Origin of the sequence: Paraburkholderia sp. RAU2J (genome assembly GCF_003634845.1) — a bacterium.
GTDB lineage: Bacteria > Pseudomonadota > Gammaproteobacteria > Burkholderiales > Burkholderiaceae > Paraburkholderia > Paraburkholderia fynbosensis.
The window spans coordinates 1,177,880-1,197,467 of sequence record NZ_RBXG01000003.1 but is presented as its reverse complement, the minus strand read 5'-3'; the positions used below and the strand labels follow the sequence as shown (position 1 = coordinate 1,197,467).

The 19,588-nt window shown below is 62.1% G+C and carries 17 protein-coding genes and 4 pseudogenes; 12 read left to right on the top strand and 9 right to left on the bottom strand.

Features of this window, described 5'->3' with window-relative positions; genetic code table 11:
- Positions 1-174: 174 nt before the first annotated feature.
- Positions 175-1,491, top strand: a complete 1,317-nt coding sequence (locus B0G69_RS36835) for a divalent metal cation transporter (protein WP_241991665.1) — start codon at positions 175-177, stop codon at positions 1,489-1,491.
- Between the two features lie 291 nt (positions 1,492-1,782).
- Here B0G69_RS36835 and B0G69_RS36825 read toward each other — a convergent pair.
- From B0G69_RS36825 to B0G69_RS36815, 4 genes and pseudogenes are all read right to left on the bottom strand, one after another.
- Positions 1,783-2,076, bottom strand: a pseudogene (locus B0G69_RS36825) (SDR family oxidoreductase); the annotation flags it as partial.
- Positions 2,064-2,552 (bottom strand): zinc-binding dehydrogenase, encoded by a 489-nt coding sequence (locus B0G69_RS43045; protein ID WP_347232542.1) that lies wholly within the window; start codon positions 2,550-2,552, stop codon positions 2,064-2,066. The pseudogene B0G69_RS36825 and the gene B0G69_RS43045, both read right to left, overlap by 13 nt.
- 56 nt (positions 2,553-2,608) lie before the next feature.
- A complete protein-coding gene (locus tag B0G69_RS43040) occupies positions 2,609-2,965 on the bottom strand; it encodes an alcohol dehydrogenase catalytic domain-containing protein (RefSeq protein ID WP_347232539.1) in 357 nt (118 codons plus the stop codon).
- A 295-nt stretch (positions 2,966-3,260) separates the two neighbouring features.
- Positions 3,261-3,536 carry a hypothetical protein gene (locus tag B0G69_RS36815; RefSeq protein WP_121324966.1) on the bottom strand — a complete coding sequence of 92 codons (276 nt, stop codon included), beginning with the start codon at positions 3,534-3,536 and terminating at the stop codon, positions 3,261-3,263.
- Between the two features lie 85 nt (positions 3,537-3,621).
- On the opposite strand from B0G69_RS36815, the pseudogene B0G69_RS36810 reads away from it, so the two are divergent.
- The 7 genes and pseudogenes from B0G69_RS36810 to B0G69_RS42450 all read left to right on the top strand — a co-directional run.
- Positions 3,622-4,002, top strand: a pseudogene (locus B0G69_RS36810) (GMC family oxidoreductase); the annotation flags it as partial.
- A gap of 214 nt (positions 4,003-4,216) precedes the next feature.
- On the top strand, positions 4,217-5,179 hold the full coding sequence (coxB, locus tag B0G69_RS36805) for a cytochrome c oxidase subunit II (protein WP_121324965.1): 963 nt from the start codon (positions 4,217-4,219) through the stop codon (positions 5,177-5,179).
- 10 nt (positions 5,180-5,189) lie between these two features.
- Complete coding sequence (gene ctaD, locus B0G69_RS36800; protein WP_121324964.1) at positions 5,190-7,790, top strand: cytochrome c oxidase subunit I; 2,601 nt, start codon at positions 5,190-5,192, stop codon at positions 7,788-7,790.
- A 15-nt stretch (positions 7,791-7,805) separates the two neighbouring features.
- Entirely contained in the window at positions 7,806-8,285 is a 480-nt protein-coding gene (locus B0G69_RS36795; RefSeq protein WP_121324963.1) for a hypothetical protein, read from the top strand.
- 4 nt (positions 8,286-8,289) lie between these two features.
- Positions 8,290-9,627, top strand: coding sequence for a cytochrome c (locus B0G69_RS36790; protein WP_121324962.1), 1,338 nt, complete (start codon positions 8,290-8,292; stop codon positions 9,625-9,627).
- Positions 9,628-9,722: 95 nt separating this feature from the next.
- Positions 9,723-9,953, top strand: a pseudogene (locus tag B0G69_RS36785) (alanine--glyoxylate aminotransferase family protein); the annotation flags it as partial.
- A 208-nt stretch (positions 9,954-10,161) separates the two neighbouring features.
- A pseudogene (locus B0G69_RS42450) lies at positions 10,162-10,380 on the top strand (MFS transporter); the annotation flags it as partial.
- Between the two features lie 45 nt (positions 10,381-10,425).
- On the opposite strand, the gene B0G69_RS36775 reads toward B0G69_RS42450, so the two are convergent.
- Positions 10,426-10,992: a phosphate-starvation-inducible PsiE family protein gene (locus B0G69_RS36775; protein WP_121325137.1), complete on the bottom strand. Its 567-nt coding sequence runs from the start codon at positions 10,990-10,992 to the stop codon at positions 10,426-10,428.
- Between the two features lie 887 nt (positions 10,993-11,879).
- Between B0G69_RS36775 and B0G69_RS36770 the strand changes: the two genes are divergently transcribed.
- From B0G69_RS36770 to B0G69_RS36755, 4 genes are all read left to right on the top strand, one after another.
- Positions 11,880-12,122: a hypothetical protein gene (locus B0G69_RS36770; protein WP_121324960.1), complete on the top strand. Its 243-nt coding sequence runs from the start codon at positions 11,880-11,882 to the stop codon at positions 12,120-12,122.
- Positions 12,123-12,149: 27 nt separating this feature from the next.
- The gene (locus B0G69_RS36765) at positions 12,150-12,389 is read left to right on the top strand and encodes a DUF6566 family protein (protein ID WP_121324959.1); all 240 of its coding nucleotides are present in this window, start codon (positions 12,150-12,152) and stop codon (positions 12,387-12,389) included.
- 194 nt (positions 12,390-12,583) lie between these two features.
- Entirely contained in the window at positions 12,584-13,798 is a 1,215-nt protein-coding gene (locus B0G69_RS36760) for an FAD-dependent oxidoreductase (protein WP_241991664.1), read from the top strand.
- Between the two features lie 56 nt (positions 13,799-13,854).
- Positions 13,855-14,127, top strand: a complete 273-nt coding sequence (locus B0G69_RS36755; protein ID WP_121324957.1) for a UBP-type zinc finger domain-containing protein — start codon at positions 13,855-13,857, stop codon at positions 14,125-14,127.
- Between the two features lie 53 nt (positions 14,128-14,180).
- Here B0G69_RS36755 and B0G69_RS36750 read toward each other — a convergent pair whose 3' ends face one another.
- From B0G69_RS36750 to B0G69_RS36730, 4 genes are all read right to left on the bottom strand, one after another.
- Positions 14,181-17,021, bottom strand: coding sequence for an ATP-dependent Clp protease ATP-binding subunit (locus B0G69_RS36750; RefSeq protein WP_241991706.1), 2,841 nt, complete (start codon positions 17,019-17,021; stop codon positions 14,181-14,183).
- Between the two features lie 356 nt (positions 17,022-17,377).
- On the bottom strand, positions 17,378-18,052 hold the full coding sequence (locus B0G69_RS36740; RefSeq protein ID WP_121324954.1) for a hypothetical protein: 675 nt from the start codon (positions 18,050-18,052) through the stop codon (positions 17,378-17,380).
- A gap of 21 nt (positions 18,053-18,073) precedes the next feature.
- Positions 18,074-18,709 (bottom strand): Hsp20/alpha crystallin family protein, encoded by a 636-nt coding sequence (locus tag B0G69_RS36735; protein WP_121324953.1) that lies wholly within the window; start codon positions 18,707-18,709, stop codon positions 18,074-18,076.
- Between the two features lie 197 nt (positions 18,710-18,906).
- Positions 18,907-19,482: an HdeD family acid-resistance protein gene (locus tag B0G69_RS36730; protein ID WP_121324952.1), complete on the bottom strand. Its 576-nt coding sequence runs from the start codon at positions 19,480-19,482 to the stop codon at positions 18,907-18,909.
- Between the last annotated feature and the right edge of the window lie 106 nt (positions 19,483-19,588).

Here is a 19,588-nt window from a genome sequence, read left to right as displayed (position 1 = left end):
TAGCTGGCGCGCAGAGCCGCCCGGTACGAATCGTGCGGAACATTGCTGCGCCGCGACTCCAACGTCTCCGGAAGGAAACACGCGGCGACTGCGCAGCGCGGCAGCGGCCCGCACCGTTGGCTGTCCAGCCTAAATTGCCGACCAGCCTCACACGCACTGACTTTCGACCCTACCATGACCTCAGTCGATCACACGGGAGCCACGCACCCTCAACGCGGCAAAGTCGAAGGGGGTACCGCTGCGCATTCCTGGGCGGCAGACATCGGCCCCGGCGTCGTCACGATGGCCGCCGACAACGATCCGGCCGGCATCGTCACCTATTCGTTGGCGGGCGCGCAGTTCGGGTACGACATGTTATGGAGTTGCGTGCTGAGCTATCCGTCGATCGTCGCTTTGCAACTCGTGTCGGCTCGGATCGCGGTTCTGACAGGCAACGGGTTGACGACCAACATGCGCAAGCACTACTCGCGAGTATGGTTCTTACTTGCTGTTGGCCGCTTTCTCATTGCGAACACATTCAATATTGCGGCGGATGTCGTCGCGATGGGCGTCGGTGCGCATTTGCTGTGGGGCGGGTCGATCCCCGGCCTCGCGACCTTCTTTCTCATTCTCTCCGTCGCGCTCCAGTGGTTCGTCCCGTATGCAAGGTACGCGCGCGTGCTTAAATGGCTGGCGCTTTCGTTGTTTGCCTATGTCGGCGTCGATATCGCGCTTCAACTGCCGTGGACAAGACTGACGGCCAGCTTCTTCGTCCCTCATATTTCCTGGTCGGGGCATTATCTTGAGATGCTGCTCGCTGTTCTGGGCACGACGATCAGTCCATATCTACTGTATTCGCAGGCGGAACAGCAAGTGGAAACGCAGCGCCCGCAAGACCCACGCTCCAACGATGAAAGGCATCGGGAAGCCGGCTTGAGGCGCTTGCGAAGCATACGTGGCGATACGTTGATCCGAACCGGGCTGTCGAATGCGATCGCCGTATCCATCATGATCGCCGCGGCGGCGACGCTCCACGCCAACGGCCGAGCTCCTGATTCGGCGGCATCGCTCGCGAGCGTGCTCGCGCCGGTCGCTGGCCGGTTCGATACGCACCTCCTCGGTCTGGCGCTCATCAGCAGTGCCCTGCTGGCGTTGCCGCCGCTCGCCGGCTCGGCGGCACACGCAGTCGCGAGCACGGTCGGCTGGCCGCTCGACCAGCAGCACAACCGGCGCATCGCATTCGCGTTGATCGCAATCGTGTCGCTGGGAGGCGCCATAGGCCTCGTACTGGCGGCGATGCAGCTAGACCCGATTCGCGTGTTGTACTGGAGCGCTGTGGTCAACGGCACGACTGCGACTCCGGTGATGGTGTTGCTCGTGCTGCTCAGCACAAGGCACTCTTGCGTGGGCGACCTGAGTGCGCACTGGACATTGCGTGCGCTCAGTTGGCTGGCGACTGCGGGAATGGGTGCTGCCGTCGTCGCACGATACGCGTGCAGATTGCTTGGCTGAACGCGAGTTCTTACCTTAAGCCATGCACTCTTGCGGCCTCCCCTGTTGCACGGCTATCGCGAGGAGCATCGAGTCGTCGGCGACAGAGAACCTGGCGGTGAGCCGCAACGTAGTCTGGCCACATTGATTCGCGCGACGACGAACGAACCAGACGTACCCCCCGCCTTCGTACGCCGCAACCGACTGGCCGGCCCGAATCACGTCTGTCTGCCGTTGCGGGCGCCTCTCGCTACGCTGTCTTGCGAAAGACCATCTCGTGTGTGATCGACATGCGGCGCCGATACGTGGCGGCTACGGCTGCCCCGCGCCCCCCGAGGCGCCGAACACCTGGCCAGTCACGTAACTTGCCTGCGTCGATGCGAGCTGCACGTACAGCGGCGCGATCTCCGCCGGCTGCCCCGGCCTCCCCAACGGAACGTGCTCGCCAAAGTGCGTCAGGTTCTCCATGGTCTGGCCGCCACTGACTTGCAAGGCGGTCCAGAACGGCCCCGGCGCGACCGCGTTGACGCGTATGCCTCGTTTGACCATCTGTTTGGCGAGGCCCTTTGTGAAGTTTGCTATGCCTGCCTTGGTCAGCGCGTAGTCGCGCACGCCATAATTGACGCTTCAGCTTTCTGTGCCATATCGACCACGATCTTGCCGCGTACGTGTCCTTTTTCGAGCGTTACCAATGCATTGGGCGTGGCAGCGAATGGATAGGTTGCCGTCACCTTGACAACGACCTCACCTTCATCAATCAGGCGACCAATTTCCGAGCGTTGCTTTGCGTCGGATCGCGCGGTGTAGCGGGTGGCCCGTGCGCCGTGGTTGGTCGCCTCGATCTGCGAAGGCTCGTTCAGCGTGGAGATCAACGCGCCGCCGGACTTCACCACGGCCCACGAACGCTGCTGCGTTTCGCCGCCGACAAGATCGAACACCAGATCCATATCGCGCGCGAGGTCTTCAAATCTTTGCTGCCAATAGGCGATCACGTGATCGGCGCCGAGTGCTCGCACGAACTCCACGCCATCGCCCGACGCGGTGACGAATACTTCTGCGCATCTGTTCTTCGCGAACTGCACCGCAAAATGTCCGACGCCTCCCGCATCCGCATGAATCAGCACACGCTCGCCGGCATTCAGATAACCGTGATCGAAGAGCCCCTGCCATGCGGTGAGCGCGGCGAGAGGTACCGCACCGGCGACAACCAGTCAACCTTCGCGGGACGGCGCGCGAGCGCGCTCGCATCGACGACGACGACGAACTCCGCATAGGCGCCCTGCCCTTGGCCGACGAATCCGTACACTTCGTCACCCGCCTTCCATGGCGACGCCTCTTTACCAACCGCCTCGACCACCCCGGCAAAATCGCGCCCTAGCGTGTAAGGCAGCTTGTCCGGGCCTACCAACGGATACTTTCCCGCACGCGTCTTGTTATCGACCGGATTGGCACTCGCGGTTCGCACGCGAACCAGGACTTCGTGATCGGCCGGCATCGGCACATCGATCTTCTGCCGTTTGAAACCTCGGGACCGCCGAACTCGTGAATACAACAAGCAAACATCTGATGCATCGTTAGCTCCCTGAAAGAGCCGCCGCTGGCTATGTAAGGCACGACAGGGTTGTGGACGATGTATCTCTCCCCACCGCGCAAACGGCGTTCCTCATGGGCATGCGAGAGCGCCGACAGACCTGAAACTTCGGTTTTGCCGCGGGGAAATCGAGTTGCAGGCTTTTGCCCGTCGCAATCGAGCCGCCCTGGAAAAGGCGCGACGCAACCCACGAACCCGCTTATTGGCTTGCCGCACTTGCCGGGGTGCTCACCGTCGGCGATTCACCGCTCGCGGCGTTCGAACCGCTCGCCGCTGCGCCGGCGGCGCTGCTCGCACGATTCGCCGCGTCGCTGCCACCTGGCGTGCCGCTCACTCCCGCCGAATTGCTCATGACGCCACTGCTGCCGGTGCTCAGCGCATCGTTGCCGTTGGCCGTGCGCTTGCAGCCGGGAGCGGCCGCCGCGAATGCAGCCACGAGAAGCGCGACGAGCGCGTTTTTTGGAATTCGTTCCATGACATGACTCCTGTAACTCAACCTTCGTCTCGACGACTCCGCCGGCGCGACGTTGGATTACCAGCATCGTTCATGCCAAACTGGCCGGTTGTCAGGTGCCTGTCCTGACGAAAAGGACCAGTACGGCCTGCCCGTCGCGCACGTCACGTACTCCTGGTGCGATAACGACAAACGCCTGATCGACCATTCGCTCGGCTTCATGGAACGCGCGCTCGCGGCCACGGGCGGCTCGGAGATCTGGCGCGAAACCGACGACACCTGCCACCTAAACGGCACCGCGCGCATGGGCGACGATCCGGCGACGAGCATCGTCAATGCCGACTGCCGGAGTTGCGACATCCGCAACCTGTGGATCTGCGACGGCTCGGTGTTTCCGACCGTCGGCGGCGTGAATCCGTCGTTGACGATGCAGGCCATTGCGTGCCGCACCGCCGATCCCATCAAGGCCCTTGCAGCGCGCGGAGAACCGTTGACAGCGGGCGTGCAAGCGGCTTGTCAGGCACTTCATTTGCTACCGACGAGAGATGATCGGACCACAAATGCGGTCCGATCGTTTGAGCACGTTATGACATAAGCACGATTCCCCCGCCAGTTTTCGACCGACCGCTCAGGAGCGAGCGCATGCATTTGCATTGGCACGAGTCCGCCGCCAGCCTCGCGCGGCGCCTAGCGCATTACCGATGACGAGTGGCGTCGCGATGCCGGGCTCCACTCCCCTCGCGTACTTTCTGCACAGCGCCGGACCCGCTTCGCGGCCGGTGCTCGTGCTGGGTTGGGCGTTGGCCGCGCTGTGCGTCGGTGTGTGCGTGATCGTCGGCGCGCTGCTGCTTTACGCGGTGCTTCATCGACGAGGTGCGAGCGGGCCTCGGATGACCGAGAGCGACGGCGGCCGTGCAGTCCTGACCGGCACGCTGATCTCAACAGTGCTGCTGTTGGCGGCGCTGATTTACATGCTGTGGGTGCTCGCGGTGGTCGCGTCGCCTTCACGCGAACCGGCGCTGACCATCAACGTGACCGCATATGACTGGTGGTGGAAAGCGGATTACGGCGCTGAAAGTCCCGAGCATTTCACGACGGCGAACGAGATTCACATTCCCGTGGGCGAACCGGTGCAGGTGAATCTGAAAAGCGCGGACGTGATACACGCGTTCTGGGTGCCGGCCCTCGCCGGAAAAACGCAGACCATTCCGGGCCAGGTGAACCGTCAATGGATTCAGGCGGATCATCCGGGCGTCTATCGCGGGCAATGCACGCAGTACTGCGGCGCGCAGCATGCGCATATGGCTTTCGAGGTGATCGCCGAAAGCCAGCAAGACTACGAGAAGTGGTACGACGCGCAGGCGCGCCCAGCCGCGCCGCCTACGTCCGCCGACGCCACGCGCGGCCAGCATCTGTTCATGGAACACTGCGCGGGTTGCCACACGGTGCGCGGCAGCGACGCCGCTGGCGTGCAGGCGCCCGATCTTACGCATCTGCTGAGCCGCAGTCTGATCGCCGCGGGCGCGCTGGAGGATACACCTGACAATGTGATGGAATGGATCGTGCACGCTCAGGAGATCAAACCGCAGTCGCTGATGCCTGACATCAAGCTCAGCCCGAACGACGGACGCGACCTTGCCGCGTATCTCGCAACACTCAACTGACAGGACCAACATGGCTGCCACTGGGAGCGAGGATCTGGCCGCACTACAGCAAGTCACTTTCTTCCGCGAACCGGAAGTGGGACAAGTGGCGGAAGGCTCGCCCGAGGAACAGCGGCTGCACGACCTGTGGGAAAGCCAGCCCGGCTGGCGCGGCTGGCTTTCGACCGTCGATCACAAGCAGATCGGCTTGCGCTATATCGTCACCGCGTTCTGCTTTCTGCTGCTCGGCGGAGTCGAAGCATTGATCATGCGGCTGCAACTCGCGCGGCCCAACGAAACGCTGCTGACGCCGGATCAGTACAACCAGCTCTTCACGATGCACGGCGTGACGATGATCTTCCTGTACGCGCTGCCCGTGCTGAGCGGCTTTTCGAATTACCTGTGGCCGCTGATGCTCGGCTCGCGCGACATGGCGTTTCCGCGGCTGAACGCGCTTTCGTACTGGGTGTTTCTGTTCGCGGGGCTCTTTCTGTATGCGAGTTTTCCGCTCGGCGAAGCGCCGAACGCCGGCTGGTTCAACTACGTGCCGTTCGCTTCGCTCGACTATAACCGCGGCCCGAACATCGACGTGTACGCGCTCGGCATGGTGCTGCTCGGCATTTCGACCTCGGTGGGCGCGGCGAACTTCGTCGTCACGCTGTTCAGAATGCGCGCGGACGGCATGTCCATCAACCGTCTGCCGATCATCGTATGGGGCACGCTGACGGCCTCGTTCGCGAACCTGTTCGCAGTGCCGGCGGTGAGCCTCGCGTTCCTTCTGTTGTGGATGGATCGCAACATCGGCACGCATTTCTTCGATGTCGCGAGTGACGGACGGCCGCTGCTCTGGCAACACCTGTTCTGGATGTTCGCGCACCCGTGGGTGTACGTGATCGTGCTGCCTGCGATGGGCATCGTGTCGGACGCGCTGCCCACGTTCTGCCGCCGGCCTATCGTCGCGTATGCGGCAGTCGCCGTTTCGACGGTCGCGACGATGCTGGTCGGCTTCGAAGTGTGGATCCATCACATGTTCGCCACCGGACTGCCGCCGCTCGCGCTCGCGATTTTCGGCGCGGCCAGCATGCTGATTTCCGTGCCGAGCGCGGTTGCGGTATTCGCATGGATCGCGACGATCTGGCTGGGCCGGCCCGTTTTCAAAACACCGTTCCTTTACTTCGCGGGCTTCGTGCTGATGTTCGTGATCGGCGGCGTTTCGGGCGTGATGACCGCCGCGGTGCCGCTCGACTGGCAACTCACCGATACGTACTTCGTGGTCGCGCATCTGCACTATGTGCTACTCGGCATCAACGTGTTTCCTGTGCTCGGCGGCATCACCTATTGGTTTCCGAAGTTCACGGGCCGGCTCATGGACGAGCGCTTCGGCAAGCTGACGTTCTGGGTTGTGCTGATCGGCTTCAATCTGGGCTTCTTCCCGATGCACATCTCTGGGTTGCTCGGTATGCCCCGACGCATTTACACGTATCCCGAGGGCATGGGCTGGGATCTCAGCAACATGCTGACTACCGTGGGCTCTTTCGTGTTCGGCATGGGTGTGCTGATGTTCGTTGTCAATGCGTTGTATTCGGCCAAACGCGGCGCGCGCGCCGGCGCGAATCCGTGGGACGGCTCCAGTCTCGAATGGTCCGTGCCGTCGCCTCCGCCGCCCTACAACTTCGCCGTGCTGCCGATGATCGCGTCGCGTCATCCGCTGTGGGAAGACCGCATGGATGAGATCACCGGGCGTTCGAGCCTCACCACTGGGTACCTGCTGCATTGCGGCCGTGAAACACTCGGCGTATCGCCGTTGAGCGGCAGCGCCGACGTGATCCTGAAGATGCCCGACGACACTTACACGCCGTTCTTTCTCGGCCTGTTCAGCGCGCTCTTCTTCGTCGGGCTGCTCGTGCACAGCCCTGCGTTCGTCGCGGCGATGACCGTCGCCTGCGCGGCGGCGATGATCGTATGGCTCTGGCCGCGCCGCGCGCTTGCGCAGCGCGAACCGCCGCCGCCGAGCGCGCGCGTCGATACATCCAGGCAAGACCTCGACGCGACGCTGCCGGTGGGCAGCGCGGGCGAGCACTCGGGCGGCTGGTGGGGCGTGCTGACACTGGTCGCGACAGAGGCGTGTCTGTTCGGCTATCTGATCTTTTCGTATCTCTATCTGGAAGCGCAAACCCATCTTGCGTGGCCGCCCGAAGGCATGCCGAAGGTCGGCATCGGCGCGCTCAACACGGCGTTTCTGTTGTCGAGCAGCGTGTTCGTGTGGTTTGCGGAGCGCGTACTCAGGAAGGGCCGCAAACTCACGTCGATCGTCTCGATGCTCATTGCGATGGCGCTCGGCATCGTGTTTCTGCTGATCCAGATAAAAGAATGGAAAGACCATCCGTATGGACTGACCGCGCATCTGTACGGCTCGCTTTACTTCACGATCACTGGCTTTCATATGGCGCACGTCGTAGTCGGGCTGATCGTGCTTGCGGTGATGACGGTGTGGATCGCGCTCGGCTACCTTGACCAGCGGCGTACCGCGCCGATTTCGATCGGCGGTTTGTACTGGCATTTCGTGGACGTGGTGTGGCTCTTCATCTTCTCCACGCTGTATCTGTCGCCGTTCATCCTGAGAGGGCGCTAATCATGCGTGCTAGCCATGCCTGAATCGGGACTTTCGACATCGCAGCCGTTCGCCGCGCGGCGCAAACTTCTGGCCGCTTGCGCGATCGCCGGGCTGTTCGGCGCGCCGGGTATCTGGCTGTTGCAGGTGATCGTCTCCGAAGTGCTTTCCGCGACCGCCTGCTATGGCGTTAGCGCGCCGCGCCCCACGCCGTTGTGGAACGGCTTCAATACGTGGATCTTCGCCATTTCGATTGTCGCGGTGCTGGTGGCCGCCCCGTGCGCGGGTCTCGCGTGGTACGGGTTCAAGTTGGCGCGCAGCGGCAAGCGCGCCGACGAACCGCATCCGCATCACCATGAAGCGTTGCGCTCGCCGAATCAGCTTCGCACCGACGACGCCTTACGCGTGCGCTTCATTGCACTTTGCAGCGCGCTGGTGAGCACAGGCTTTCTGGTCGGTGTGATCTTCGTGTGGCTCGCGCCATTGTTCGTCGGCCCGTGCGGCGTATGGTACTGACGCGATGAAAACGACACGCGCTCCGTCGTCCACCTTATCGCTGCTCGTCATGAGCTGTGCGCTCGGTTTGCTCGGCGGTTGCAAACGCGACAGCGGCCCGGACAGTTTCGCCGCAATCACGCGCGACTCGCCGGTCGCGATGGACCAGACGCAGATCGAGCGCGGCGCGTATCTCGCGAAGGCGGGCGATTGCTCCGCCTGTCACGACGCCGCCGACAAAACGCCCTACGCGGGCGGCATGCCGGTCAATTCGCCATTCGGTCCGATCTACGCGGGCAACATCACGCCCGACCCGACGTTCGGCATCGGCCGCTACACGTTGCAGCAATTCGCCGACGTCCTGCGCGCGGGGAAAACGCCGCACGGCCAACGGCTATATCCGGCGATGCCGTATCCGTCGTTCGCGAAGCTGAACGACGAGGACGTCACCGCGCTTTACGCGTACTTCATGCATGGAGTGAAAGCATCGACGAACCGCTCTCCCGTCACGCACTTGCCGTTCCCATTCAATCAGCGATGGGCGATGTTCTTCTGGAGTCGTCTGTTCGGCAATCACGAGCGCTACGTCGACGATTCGCACCATAGCGCCGAATGGAATCGCGGCGCGTATCTCGTGCAAGGCCTCGGACACTGCGGCGCATGCCACACGCCGCGCGGCCCCGCGTACAACGAGTTGGGCTACAACGATCGCAGCGAGCACTACCTGACGGGCGGCATCAACGACAACTGGTCCGCGCCGAATCTGACCGGCGATCCCGCGAGCGGCCTCGGCCGCTGGTCGCAAGACGAGATCGTCGCGTTTCTGCGCGGCGGACACGGCGCGCGTGCAACCGCGTTCGGCGCGATGGCACCGGTGGTCGAAGAAAGCACGCACTACCTGAGCGACGCCGACCTGCACGCTATCGCGGCCTATCTGAAATCGCTGCCCGCGCGCAATCCGAGCGGCACGTTCGACAACAACGAACACGCGAAAATCTTGACGACAAGAGCCGTCGATACCGGCGAGCTTGAGCGTCCCGGCGCAGGCCTCTATCTATCGTATTGCGCGCGCTGCCACCGCGCGGACGGCATGGGCGAGTCCGGCAAAGCCCCAGCGCTTGCGGGCAATGCGCTCGTGATGTCTGCCGATCCGACCTCGATCATGCGCATCGTGATTGAAGGCAGCAAGAGCCCGAAGACCGACGATCAGCGAAAGCCACAAAAAATGCCCGCGTTCAACGATCAATTGACCAGCACAGAAATCGCGGACGTTATCAGCTTCATCAGGAACACGTGGGGCAATCATGCCGCGCCGGTGTCGGATAGAGACGTGCGCGAGTTGAGGTCGGCGATTCATAAATAATCGGTGTCGTACTTTGGTCGTCGACCGGCTGCTGTTGACCGAGGTTGTGTGGAAACCCGATGGAATTTCAATTCGGCGTGTGAGCCTGACCCACCGAAGGTTTTCAGGCGCCGGGCGTCGTGGTCAGCTACGCGGACGACGATGACATACGATCCGGCAAGAAATTCGCCGACGCCGGCTTGCAGATCGCGTCCGGCATACCCCTTCAATCCGATGAGCCTGAAGATTTCAAGACCTTCCGCATTGGATTATCCGGCCTCGACAAACTGCGTGACGTCGAAGGCGCGGTCGCCAAGTTCTCCAGGGCATTGGACAGTATTGTTTAGAACGCTTTTCCGGAGCACGTGCGCATGACTCGCCCTTGCAAGTTTTGCGAACGACGGCTGCCGAGCGGCAATGCGACGATGGCAGATGACGGTCTGAACTACCGTCGTTTGGGGGACGAGTGAAGATCCGCCACCATCGCACGCATGACGGCCTGATCAAAAGAAAATACGCATTCGTTAGCAAATACCGCAATCAATTCGTCCGCGTCGCCGGGGTTCCGTCGCCCGTCGATATGGGGTCGGTCTCGTGTTGCCGGCATTCGGCCAGGGCGGCATGTTCAGGCTCCGTGCGCTGTTGTTCGGCGTAGCGGCGCTTACGGTATGGTCGATGAGCATTGAGCCGAAAGGGCTCGCGCTCGAAACGCTCCTATCCCGGGTACAACCGGAGGCGGCCGGACTTCGCGTGACCATCGACGCCGTCCGCTAGATTGACGCTTACGCTGCCACTACGTGACGAGCGTGGCGAGTCGAATCAATTGCCGCGCTGCCCGCCTTCGCCGGGCCGTACCCCTTGCTGTCGCTGCCCGTGCGCCACGCGATCGCGCCCCTCTTGCGTGGCGGCCGTCGCGTCGACCGGGTCATCACGCTGCCGCATCAGCCAGTAGACGCTCCCCAGCGCCACCAGCGCAAACGCAAGCGCCGCGATCTGGGCGGGCGCACCGGCCGGATCGAGAATGATGAATTTGCGGGCGATAGCCAGCAGCGCAACCAGCAGCACCGTTTTGACCTGCACGATATGATCGCGCCGCGCCATCACGCGCGTAATCGAATGTTTGAATTCCATCGCGATCAGCAGCGTCATGACCATGCCGAAGACGGCCTGATACACCGCGTGATCCAGCGGTTTCAGCGCGTCCGAAACCAGCAATGAAATCACCGCGCGAATCAACTGCCAGAGCGACACGAGGATGATGATGGAAATCACCACGCTCAGCACATGCGCAACAAGCTGCTCGAAGCGTTCATAGAAGCTGAGCATGTCCCACTGCAAACGCAACGCATCGAGATCCCTGCGCAGCCAGATTTTCTTTCTTTCCATGATTTGGCTCCCGGGCGCCCGTCGCAGCGCGGCGAACGCAGCGCGCGCGTGCATGGATTGCACACGCGCCGCGCACAGTTCATTCGACGGTCACGTAACGCACATGCTACGGTGCTTCGCGTTTGCGCGGGTTCTTTGCGAATAGCTGCCAAAGCAGAACTGACGTATTTAGTCATTGATAACAGAGGTCCCACTATTTCGCGCTTCTGATACAGGGTACCTGTCATGTACTCGAAGAGTTACTAAGCTGAAGCATCAGGTCCATGCCGAGTCGCCACTCGACACTCGTCAACCGCATACGATCTGTGCGGGTCTTAGGAGGCCTCGCGCGACGCGCGATTCAATGCAGCCACGCGCGCGTCACGCGCGGCTTTTTCCCGTTGGTCCGCTTGCGTATCTTGAATAACAAACAATCAGTCCCGTCGCGGGCCGGTGTCGCCAGCTTCAAGGCCACCTGCACACGGACTGGCTTGCGCAACCGGAACATTACGTCGAGCGTCAGGACCTCGGCACCGCGCCCCCGATCCAGCGCCTGTACGACCTGTTCAAGCGTGGCCCGGTCACTTGGGTCAAGCAGGTCGAGTATCTTCGTTTTTGCCAGCTCACCAGCAGCTCATCCGCTGCGGAAAACCGCTTTGAGATACGTTGCGGGCTGACTTGGAGAGGATCGGGCCTTTGCACACCGGCGTCGTTCGGCTTTTTGCGCATTTTTCCGAAGAGCAGCTTTGCGGCGCGCCCCCGTTGATGCAGTCCGCAGAAGCGACCGATTGTCCAAACATACCCGGATTAGCGACTAGACTTAAACCATCGTTGGTGCATGCTCACACAAGAGGAGCGTATGTGCCATTCAGTCACGAACCGGACGCGCGACCGAGAGAGGCAGACCGATGCCGAAGACCGTTCAAACCGCTGAGCAAATTCGCGACGAACTGCAGAACCGCCTGGCAAAAACCGCCGCTGACGTGCCGGGAGCTTTGCACGTGCGCATACCGCTACCGGAGCGGCATCCGCCGGACGCATCCGGCCGCAACTGGAACATAGTGCCGCTCAATGACCTCGGCGCAGATTGCGCACATCATGTCCAGAAGGTGATCGAAGACATGCGTACCGAATTCGTCCTTCCAGATTGACGCATTGATACGAAACCGGAGCGGCTCATGCGAACGCACGCGTTTGAACATCGCGGCTACGAGATCGTGGTACAGCCGGAGCAGAACGCATACGGCGCGTGGCAGGCGAAGGTGAGCGTGCGCCATGCCGATAGCCCCGTGGCCGAATTCCGTCCGGAGACGATTCAGCCGGAATGGCTTACGCGGGAGGAGGCGGTGCGTGACGGCATCGAATGGGGCACGCGTTTTGTCGATCACAAGCTGGAAGAGTCGCGCGACCCGATGTGATGGAACCAGGAGCGGAAAGCGAACGAAACCCGGCAGTATCGCGAAAGACGCCCCTTACCATGGGCTTACGATGCACGAATACGGCCGACCGCCGTTATCCTGGCGCTGCCGCCTGCTTGTGAAGCGCGTGAAACGAAAGAAACTCCCCCTCCTCAAAGGCGGATAGCATGTTCATGGTCAGGATCTATGGACCCATGCGCAGCGCAAATGGGTACGCGATACGCGACTTCCTGCATCGCTGCGACATACCGTTCGAATGGATCGAACTGCGCAGCGATAAAGAAGCGGAGGAACTGGCGCACGTGCAGCATCTTTCCGATTCGCGCTTGCCGGTCTGCGTCTTCCACGACGGCACGCGGCTCGAATGTCCCACCATCCGGCAAATCACCGAGAAGCTCGGCTGGTTTTCAAGTCCATCCCGTGAGGCCTACGATCTGGCGATTTACGGTGCGGGACCGGCGGGGCTGAGCGCGGCAGTGTACGGTGCATCGGAGGGACTGCATACCGTACTAGTGGAGCGTTGGGCACTGGGCGGCCAGGCAGGCAGCAGTTCGAAAATCGAGAACTACCTGGGCTTTCCACAGGGCGTGAGCGGCGCGGAGCTCGCTGAACGAGCGCGCGTCCAGGCCATCAAGTTCGGCGCCGAAATTCTGCTGGCGCGCGCCGGCGTGCACGCGGAGTTTCCGCCAGGCCGTGGCATCGTGTATCTGGAAGACGGCACACGTATCACGGCGCGCACGTCTATCTGCGCGACCGGCGTGGCATATCGCACGCTAGGCCTGTTGGGTGAAGAGCGCTTTCTCGGCGCGGGCCTTTATTACGGCGCCGGCGCGAGTGAGGCCGAGCTGATCCATGGCGAAGACGTATATGTGGTGGGCGGCGGCAATTCGGCGGGACAGGCCGCCATGCATTTTTCGCAGTCCGCCAACCGCGTCTATATGCTCGTGCGTGACGCATCGCTTAAGAACACGTTGTCCCAATACCTCGTGGATCGAATCACGTCGGCGCCGAACATTGACGTGCGCACGTGCATCCAGGTTACGGCACTCGCAGGCAGTGACGTGTTGCAGGAGATCACACTGACCGATGTGAGCACCGGCCGGCAAAGCAAGGTAAGGACGAATTGGCTATTCGTCTGCATAGGCGGCGTGCCGCAGACCGAATGGGCGCAGGAGGTCGGTATTGTCCGCGATGAAGCCGGCTATCTCGTGACCGGTCCCGACCTGCAGGAATATGGGGCGAATTCGAACTGGCCGCTCGAACGCGCGCCGCTGCACCTGGAAACATGTGTGCCCGGCGTATTCGCAGCAGGCGACGTGCGTCACGCGTCGATCAAGCGCGTGGCGTCGGCAGTCGGCGAGGGGGCAATGGCTGTGGCGCTGGTGCATCGCTATCTGAATAGCGCGTGAGCGTAAGCGCAACCTTGATCCGCACGTCTGTGCGCACCTGTCTGAGGAGTACGATCATGACCCCTGGTTGCACGCACCTGGGCGAGGCCCGCATTCTCCACACGTCCATCGACTACTGCGAGGAGTGCGTGAAGCTTGGCCAGCCGTGGGTACATTTGAGGCTTTGTCTTTCTTGCGGACACGTCGGCTGCTGCGATTCGTCGCCCAACCGGCATGCAAGCAAGCATTTTCACGCGACCGGCCATCCGCTGGCACGTTCAATCGAACCCGGCGAAACGTGGATCTGGTGCTATCGCGACGAGATCGTCGCAGGTGAACTTGAATCGTGACGGCGACGACGCCCGCACGTGCGGGCGGCGTTGCGTTCTTCAGCATGCCAGCGTCACGCATGCGCCGGTGCCTGCTTCGACGCCTCGCTGGGTGCTTCTGTGGGCGCTGCTCCTTTCTGCACACGCACAGAGTGCGTACCCGAGTCGTAGGTCATTGTGACCTTGTCGCCGTCGCGCACGTCGCCTCGCAGCAGTGCATCGGCGAGTTGCGATTCCACTTCAAGCCGGATCTTGCGTTTGAGCATCCGCGCGCCGAACTCGGGATCATAGCCGATCTGCGCAAGGTGATCGCGCAACGCATCGTCGAACGACAGATCGATGCCCTGGGCCAGCGCCGTACGGTGTACACGCGCAAGTTGCAGATCGACGATCCTGCGAATCTGCTCCTTGCCGAGCGCACGAAACACAACCACCTCGTCGACGCGATTGAGAAACTCCGGCCTGAAATGATGCCGCAGGATTTCCATCAACCGGTCGCGCAGTTCAGGATAGTCGAGCTGTTTCGAGTCGGCCTTCATGTTGTCCTGGATCAGCTGTGAGCCGACGTTGCTGGTCGCGATGATGATCGTGTTGGTGAAATCGACCAGACGTCCCTTGCCGTCGGTGAGCCGCCCTTCGTCGAACAGTTGCAGCAGGAGGTTGTGCACCTCCGAGTTCGCCTTTTCGATTTCGTCGAGCAGCACCACGCAATAAGGCCTGCGCCGCACGCGCTCGGTCAGTTGCCCGCCTTCCTCGTAGCCGACATATCCGGGCGGCGCGCCAACCAGCCGTGCCACCGTATGACGCTCGGAATACTCGCTCATGTCGATGCGCACCAGCGCGTTCTCGTCGCCGAACACCGAAGCGGCAAGCGCCTTCGCGAGTTCGGTTTTGCCCACACCTGTAGGTCCAAGAAAGAGGAAGCTCGCGGTCGGCTTGCCGGCCTCCGTCAAACCGGCGCGCGAAAGCCGCACTGCTTTGGCGACCGCGGAGACGGCTTCATCCTGGCCGACCACGCGCTCCTTCAGGCGGTCTTCCAGTCGCAACAGCTTTTCACGGTCCTCAGCCGTGAGTTCAGATAACGGTACGCCCGTGAGCGACGAAACGATCTGCGCAATGTCTTCCGCCGTCACTTCCTGCGAACTGGTGCCGCGCTCCTTCTTCCACGTTTCAGTGGCTTCGTGCAGGCGTTTTTGTTCCGCGACGAGCTGTTCTTCCAGTTCCTTGGCTTTATCGAATTCCTTAGCAGCGCTGGCCGCGTCCTGTTCCTGCTTGATGCGGCGGATGTTCGCCTCGACATCGTGCAATGGCTGCGGGCGCGAATTCGACGAAATGCGCACGCGGGCGGCGGCCTGATCTAGCAAATCGATTGCCTTGTCTGGCAAAAAGCGTGCGGCGATGTAGCGGTCCGAGAGCTTGGCCGCGGCAGCGATCGCCTCTTCGGTGATTTTCACCTTGTGATGCGCTTCGAGCCGGTCGCGCAGACCACGCAGAATCTCGATCGTTTCCTCGACGCTAGGCTCAGGCACCATGACGGGCTGAAAACGCCGCTCCAATGCCGAGTCCTTTTCAATGTACTTCTGGTATTCGTTCAACGTGGTCGCACCCACGAGGTGCAGCTCACCGCGAGCGAGCGCCGGCTTGAAGACGTTGCCGATATCGAGGCCGCCTTCGCCGCCGCCCTGGCCGGCGCCGACAATCGTATGCAGTTCGTCGATAAACACGACCAGACGGTCCTGGTTCTCGATGATCTCGTCCAGCACCTGCTTGACGCGTTCCTCGAACTCGCCACGATACTTCGCGCCTGCCACGACGCTATTGATATTCAGTTCGACCACGCGCTTGCCACGCAGCACTTCCGGCACCTGGTCCTGAGCAATGCGTTGCGCGAGGCCTTCGACGATAGCGGTCTTGCCCACACCCGGTTCGCCGATCAGCACCGGATTGTTCTTGCGCCGCCGCGCGAGCACTTCAATGGTGGTTTCGATTTCCTTGTCTCGGCCGATCACCGGATCGAGCTTGCCTTGACGCGCAAGCGCGCTGAGATCGCGCGCGTACTTGTCGAGCGTGGGCGTGGTCGAGCGGTCTTCCATCTTGCCGTCTTCTGCACCCTTGCCGACCACCTTGACTGCTTTTTGCCGCAGCGATGGCGACGACAGACCGAGCTTGCGCAGCAATTCACCTGCAAAGCCGTCTTCTTCCTCGACGAGCCCAATCAGAATGTGTTCGGGTCCGACATAGCTGTGACCCAGTTCCAGCGACGACTTCAACGCGTTTTCCAGCGTACTTTTGGCGCGTGGCGACACGCCGATCTGCTCGTTGTCGCTCGGCTCCTTGCGGGTGCCGCGCGGCGCAGTCTGGTCGATGGTCTTCTTGATCTCTTCGGGATCAAGCTTGAATTCGCGCAGGATTTCCTGCACCACATTGTTATCGGCGAGCGCCAGCAACAGGTGTTCCGTATCGACTTCGTTCTTGCCATATTCGACCGCTGCCTGCGCTGCGGCTTGCAGGCGGTCCAGACCGCTCTGGCTCAGGTACGTCTGCAGGTCCACCGCTTCACGCGCCCGGCGATGCCGGCGTGTCCGGCCGCCTGGGTGTGCGCCCGCTGAATCGCCCATTTGCCCGCTACCGGCGCCTGTACCCTGATCCGCTCCGACGGATTGTCCGGGCGCGCGTCCGATGCGTGACCGGTTGCCGCGGCCGCCTTCCGTCTGTGGCCACATGTCGTCGAACAGACTGTCGAAAAGTCCGCCGTGAAAGAGGGACTCGAGCGGCGACAGGCGGCGCTGATTGCGCGCCATGAACTCCATGTAGTGCTCATTGCACAGCATCAGCTGACGGCGTTGACCGTTTTCGGTGATCGTGATCTGCGAGGTTGCGGGCTTTCCACATACACTGCACTCGGCCATGATGATCTCCTTTTCGTCCGCGAGGGCATCGCTTCACGGGCGGGTAATGGTGGGTGGAAAATATCTGTTCCGCTGCTTATATCGATGCCGCCTTGTTTGCATGCTGGGCTCGCGCTGTACTCGAAACGAGATGATCCGGTGGACGGCACGTCGATTGATCCGTTGTTCCCGCGACACCCAGTTCCTCTAGCCGTGCGCAGGATCGCATCGGCTTGCTCAAGCCTGTGCTGCACGGTGGCTTCGTCCGTGCCGAGGCGTACCGCGACTTCCCGGAGCGGCACATCGTCTACTTGCACCAGCAGCACCGCGTGCCGCCGCGCGTTGGGCAACTGGCTCACCGCCCGCCCGGGAGCGAGTGCACTTCAAGCTCGCTCGCTGCCTCTTGCGGTTCTTCGTCGCTGCCGGGCAGCACGTCTTCGACCTTGAGCGTTTCGTCCGATTGCCAGAATTCGAAAATCTGCTGATCGCCTCGCCGATTTTGTCTGGTGTCCGAACGAGTGTAGCGGCGCTGCGAGCCTCAAGCGAAACCCATCGTCCTCCGTCGCGTCGGCCGCGCACTGCTTCGTCGTGCGGGACCGACAGCACGAGGCGCTGAGCGTGCCCTCTTCAATGGATATGCCGGGATGCTCGCGAACGCGCGCTGATTCTTCGGGTGTACCCGCCGCCACGGTCTTCAGGCGGCCCGGACTGTCGCGCCGCGCCTTGCGGCGGCAGCTATCCATCATGAGTAGGTGCGAGGTCTGGCGCTCCAGTTGCCGTTCGAGTTCGCCGACCGCAGTTTTGAGCGCGGCCGTCACGTGTTCGGCTTCTACCTCGGCAGCTCGCGTGGTAGCGGACAGTACTACCCGCAGCTTCACGCGATAAGCGTCGCCAGTGCACAGCGTGTCGCTTTCGACATGCGCCCGCAGACTGACCAGTTCCGTCGAAAACGGGTGCAGATCCAGCTTCAGATGGTGCGCGGCCAGTTCGCCAATCTGCTGCTCGATGCCGGCATGGGCCGAGTCATCGAGACCTCGGAAGCTGACGGGTTGTTTCACGATAGGCCTGACCGTGGGCTGCTATTTGATCTCGATGCGCCGCTTCGCTGCCGGTTCTCCGGCCGCTTTGGGGACGCGCAGCGTCAGCACGCCGTTTTCAAATCTGGCCTCTGCCCGATCGAGATCGATGCCCGCGGGCAGCGGAACCGCGCGCTGAAAGTGTCCAAACGACCGCTCGACCCGATAGCATCCCTGTTCTTCGCTCGTCGATTCGAATCGCTTTTCGCCGCTGATGATCAGCATGTCTTCAATCACTTCGAGTTCGACGTCGTCGCGGGTCATGCCCGGCAATTCGGCGACGATACGCAGTGCGTCGCCTTCGTCGGTGACGTCGATCCGCGGTTGAAACTCGCTGGCGCTGAAGTCGCCGAACCAGCTTCCGAGCGGTCCACGGCCGCCGAACGGATCGCGGATCAATTCGGCAAACAGATGAATCGGATCGGGCAGCGGCCAGCTGACAGGCGCAAGTGCTACCGGCGCAGCAGCGGCTGCCATCGGTGCCCCGCTACCCGTTTGCGTGCCGCCAGTCTGTTGCCCAGTTTGCCGCGCGCTTTGCTGACTGGTGCGCGGTGCACCGGCGTGGCCCGATGCGTTTTCTTGCGCGGGGTGCGTGCGTAAGAACCGGAACGGATTCCATTTGTCGAGATCGAGAGGCATGTGATTCTCCTTACGGGAGGTACGCCAGTGCCAGACCTGAGGCTGGACCAGTGAAGATGACGGGCGATCCATTCGACCTCCCGATGCGAGGAGCGCGGCCGGCACAGCATCGCCCGCGGGCGTGCCGTGAGTGCGGACGCGGGCCTGGCCGCGGCCTTGATCTTGTGACCCACGAGTGTGCCCATGCGGTGGCGCGTTTACGGATGCAATGGCGCGTGTGGCTCGCCGGTCAGCGCGTCATGGTGCCAGGCACGCGCAGTGATGCCGAGTACGAACAGCAGCGCGCCCGTGAACAACGCATACACGCCGATCAGCCAGACGAGCGCTAGTGCGCCGGCGCCCGGGAAGAGCAGCACGAAGATGCCGAACAGCACGGACAGCACTCCGGTTAGCACCAGCATCCACGCATTGCGCAGGCGCCTGTGCAGCCGCGTTGCTGCGATCAGATCGAATACGCCGGTGATAATCGCGTTTGCGCCGATGACGGCGACCAGCACGAGCGTGGTAATGCCCGGCACTAACGCGGCTATGACACCGGCGCCGATGCTGCAGATGCCGAGCAGCAAGGGCACCCACCAGCCATCGTGCGTCCCGCGGTAGCGCATGGCCGCGACAATCGCGACAATGCCGCCGGCGATTGCGTAGGCGCTGAAGAGGGTGATGAGCAGTAGCAGAGTAAGACCGGGCCAGAATAGCGCCAGAGTGCCGAACAGCAGCGCGACCGTGCCACGCAGAATGAGCATCCACCAAGCGCGTCCAAGCAGTTCATCCATGTGGCACTCCAGGCTGTACCGTCAGGTGATGAACTTCAGTCTAGGCTCCGCGCATCTGCGATTCTTTCACGTTTCTGCCGTGCGTTTCGCAATTCTGCGTTCATTC